Below are 4,084 nucleotides of genomic sequence, written 5' to 3' on the forward strand. Positions count from 1 at the left end.
ACATGACGATCCGCCACGTCATACACGAGCGACTGATCCGCGAGGGTCACCGTGTTGCCGTGAGCGTCGTACCCGATCGACGCGAGCGACGAGCTCACACCCGACGCACCCTCGGGTGCACCCGTCACCGTCGTCGACGTCAACCGGTCCTGTCCTGCGTCTAGCGGCGGGATTCCAGCTCGGCGATCTCTATCGTGATCGCGTCAACGAGCTCGTCATCCTCTGCGACCTCCTTCGCCCCACGGACGGCATACAACGCGGCGATGGCGCGCTCGAGGTCGTCGTCCAAGTTCTCGATTGGCCAGACGTATGTGCGACCCAGCTGAATGAAGAGCCACGCGCCCGCGCGCACGACCTCGAACTCCTCCTCGGGGTCCGCCGATATCCCCGCGAGCCATTGCTCCCGAAGCGACGTCGAATCCATCAGATCACCGAACCAGTCCGCCGCCGAGTCATTCGCCCAAGGCTCCCTATCCCATGCACCCATGATTTGACTCCCCTCCGTTGTCTCGTTCAGCCTCGCGAGCCGATGCTTCGTTCGGGGCGACGACACCGTATGTCGGCGTCGTCCCGGGCGCGATGCCGACTGACCGCACCGTCCGCCGTTCCCACCGTCTCGATTCCGGGATCCGATCAACGACGCTCGCTCTCGGATAGCGATGGCTCGAGTTTCGGCCAGGCGCCTTCGTCGGTTGTGCCATCAGAAGGCTCCGGCGCCCCCGTGCTGCCGTGAAAGCAGTGTTCGAAGCCCCCGCGATGTTGAGTTCTAGGCCTTCCGCCCCCGGAACGCCGCACGAGTCCCAACACACGACGACGGGCTCAATGTGAGCAAGATCCACAGTCTCATCCTCCTTACCAGCGACGCGCACCACTCGGCGGCCGACCACCTCAAGGTCGTACGACAACGTGAGGACTATCTCTTCTTCCGCGCTATTGCGTGCCGCCCCCATCTTCATCCGAGGCGAAGACCCGACTGACACCTCGGCGAGCACTACGACGATCGCGTAGCTCTTGGAACGCGTCGAGCAGTTCCCAAATACACCCACTTCGCTGACGCCTTCGCAGCCCGCTCACGGAATGCGAGATCGAACGGGTTCTTGTCAACGATGGCGATTCTCTCGACCTCGAGAGACAGCAAGATGTCTGGCTCGTCGAGCAACCTACAGTTCTCAAGCACCAAGACACGCAGACGGCCCAGGGAGGCGAGGGCGCTCAGTCCGACGATTTCAGTACAGTCAGCCAGTTCCAGCACCTCCAGACCGCTCAGCTCTTCGAACTCGGCAACGTCAATTCGTTTCGCCGCTGTAACAGCAAGGCTTCTCAGCTTTGCGGGTTCACTGAACCGTGGCTTGAGCGGAGTTGACTTCATATCGACCAACTCGAGAGATTCGAGCGGAGATGCGATGACGGGGAGAATCCCCTGGCCAGCGTTTTGGAATCTTGCCGTCTTCAGCTTGGGGGCGGACAGCACCGACTCAAATCCTTGGAGCTCCCCGCCAAAGTCCATCAGGTTCGGCATCGAGCTGAGGTCGAGAGATGCATTCGCGGATAGCTGTAGAGCGAGCTCCTCAAGTGCATTCAACTGGAGAATCGGATGACCGTCTACGACGTTGGGCGACGACACCGCCAACCTCGTGAGAAAACTCGCGTACTCTCCCAAGAACTCAAGATCAGCATATCGATCTGGCACGTTGATCAAGTTCAGCATGTACTTCCGCCGTCGAATGACCGAACGCTCCCATCTCGACGGGATCCGCCCCTCAAAAACGGCAATCGACTCGACGTCATCGTCATCGGTCTCAATGTCGATAGCTACCATGGCCGCATCGATCCCCTAATCCCGTGACTTGCCCAGTGACGAGGCGCAATCTCGTTCCGCTTGTTCGCCAATTTAGTGACGCCACCCTTTCGGTTGATCATTCGCTGTTCAGCGATGCGTAAACTCCGGGTTCCGCCCTTGACCTTGGACACTTTCGCGGCTCGCGCCGCGGCCGGAGTCACCTTTCCCGACCGAACGTGCTCGGCCAGCCGCCGCTGCACGTTCACCGAGCGCCCAACGTACAGTTTCCCCTTTCCTCCGTTCGCCGCAACGGTTCTCACCACATAGATCCCTTTGACGGCTTTCGAGGCTGTGTTAGCTCGCGATAGGAGGCTGATGCCCTTCGAGATAAGGAGCGCGGCTTTCAGGCTCGCCCCTACAACCTGCAAGCCAGGCACAAACATCGCAACGGTGCTGACAATGCCCACAACATCCCCTACGAGACCCCAGTTGATCTCGAACTCACCCGTCAGATCGAACCGGTTGATCGGGTCCTGCGGATACACATACGCGTTCTCGACCCCGCCTTCCACCGGGTCGACCTCGAGGAAGCGGCCGAGCGCGGGCACATACTGGCGCGCGCCCATCTCGATCGTCGCGACGAAGCCCTGGTGCTCGTACAGCTTCTGATGCTGACCCAACCAGCCATAGTCCGCGTCCGTCTCCGACACCGTGTCCGGCACCGCATCATCCGCCGCGGCCGTTCCCACCGCCCCGGTCACCGGATCCACCGGCTGACCGAACGGGTCATACACCGCCCGAACACCCTGCCGCGCCCCGGCACCGTCCGTCGTCACGACGATGTCGCCGTGGAGGTTCGGGAACGACCACGTCTCCGACCCGTCCGGACGGAACGATGCCAGCACCCCACCGGGCAGGCCGAGCGTCCGCTCGATCACGGCACCGTCACCGTCCAGCACCAGATCCGGGCTGTCAGACGCGCCGCTGAACCCGAACCGCGTCACGACGTCCGGGGTGTTCGCCTTCGACACCCGACGCTCCACGATCCGATCCGACGCATCCCGCGTGTACCGGATGCTCGTGCCGTCCGCGAGGTCTGTCTCCACGTGACGACTTCCGTGTCGTCGATGACTTCGACGGAACGAACTTCAGATCCGCGCCCTTGCTGAGAGAGACAACGCGCAGCGAACGTTATACATGCGCAAAAGACAGGCTCTGCAGATCGCTACGCTCATTTGCGTAGGCGATCATGGAATCCCAACTCGCGTCGTAGACCTCGAAGACAAGCTGCCGCCGCACGAAGGCGCGAAGCTGAACGACGGGGATGTCGATCAAGGGGAGAAGGCGCTCTTTCACCCTTTTCGGCTCCGCCGACAGCGATGCCGGACCGCACAGAGCTGGCGAGAGAAACTTCTGAATCACGGTGCGATGGGGAATAGTGAAGCCCCTTTGCGTCAAGATATCGTTTCCGGAGCATGAGAAGGAATCGATAAGGACTTCGTCGACGCCTCGATCTTCGCCCCACTCGCACAGCGAGAACCACATCTCGCTCAATCGTGCGAGCTGATGAGTCTCCGTAAATGACGCCCACGATTCAGGCAGGTCCCTGACTACCAATCCGGCCCCTACTTCGGACCCGATTTCCAGCGGACCTGTGAACGCGGGATGCACATGGAACGCGCGAAGTTCTTCCGCCATGTCCGACCGATCGCCTCCCATCAGAAGATCTTCCTTCCACCGATTGTGTAGTGCTGTTTGGCTCGCATCGACCCGTTCGATTTGTATGATCCTTTCACCCAGTGCCAGTAGGGGCGCAGCTTGTCGGGTTTGTCGAGCTTGACGTATCTATGGTTCTGCGCCCCCGGCTTCGAATAACGGAGGATGACGGGGCTTCCTGCCTTGGGTCGAATGTAAAGAGCCTTCGGCTTGTAACCGCTCTTGACCGCGTTAACGAGCATCGGTGTCGCCCGTTTGACCGCATTGACCACTTTCGGCGCATACTTCACTGCAGTGACGATCGCACGGGTTGCTAGTGATGCCACCTTGAGTCCCGCGCCTACTACGTTCACTCCGGGAACGAACATCATCACGGTAGTAGCGACATCGAACGCCAGTAGCGCGCCCGCGCCGACGACTGCCCAGTCGACCTCGAACTCACCCGTTAGATCGAACCGATTGATCGGGTCCTGCGGATACACATAGCTGTTCTCGACACCACCTTCGACCGGGTCCACCTCGAGGAAGCGGCCCAGAGCGGGAACGTACTGGCGCGCGCCCATCTCGATCGTGGCGACGGACCCCTGG

5 protein-coding genes are annotated in these 4,084 nt (G+C 60.9%); all 5 read right to left on the bottom strand.

Annotation, left to right across the window (positions count from 1 at the left end; translation table 11 throughout):
• Nucleotides 1-160: 160 nt before the first annotated feature.
• The gene (locus ELQ90_RS16420; RefSeq protein ID WP_128496386.1) at nucleotides 161-487 is read right to left on the bottom strand and encodes a hypothetical protein; all 327 of its coding nucleotides are present in this window, start codon (nucleotides 485-487) and stop codon (nucleotides 161-163) included.
• 504 nt (nucleotides 488-991) lie between these two features.
• The gene (locus ELQ90_RS16425; protein ID WP_128496387.1) at nucleotides 992-1,819 is read right to left on the bottom strand and encodes a hypothetical protein; all 828 of its coding nucleotides are present in this window, start codon (nucleotides 1,817-1,819) and stop codon (nucleotides 992-994) included.
• Nucleotides 1,813-2,886: an RHS repeat-associated core domain-containing protein gene (locus tag ELQ90_RS16430; protein ID WP_128496388.1), complete on the bottom strand. Its 1,074-nt coding sequence runs from the start codon at nucleotides 2,884-2,886 to the stop codon at nucleotides 1,813-1,815. The genes ELQ90_RS16425 and ELQ90_RS16430 overlap by 7 nt, the downstream gene beginning before the upstream one ends.
• Nucleotides 2,887-2,971: 85 nt before the next feature.
• The gene (locus tag ELQ90_RS16435) at nucleotides 2,972-3,478 is read right to left on the bottom strand and encodes a hypothetical protein (protein ID WP_128496389.1); all 507 of its coding nucleotides are present in this window, start codon (nucleotides 3,476-3,478) and stop codon (nucleotides 2,972-2,974) included.
• Between the two features lie 20 nt (nucleotides 3,479-3,498).
• A partial coding sequence (locus ELQ90_RS16440) for an RHS repeat-associated core domain-containing protein (protein WP_208020701.1) occupies nucleotides 3,499-4,084 on the bottom strand: 586 nt, incomplete at its 5' end.

This window comes from Labedella phragmitis, assembly GCF_004078635.1.
Classification (GTDB): domain Bacteria; phylum Actinomycetota; class Actinomycetes; order Actinomycetales; family Microbacteriaceae; genus Labedella; species Labedella phragmitis.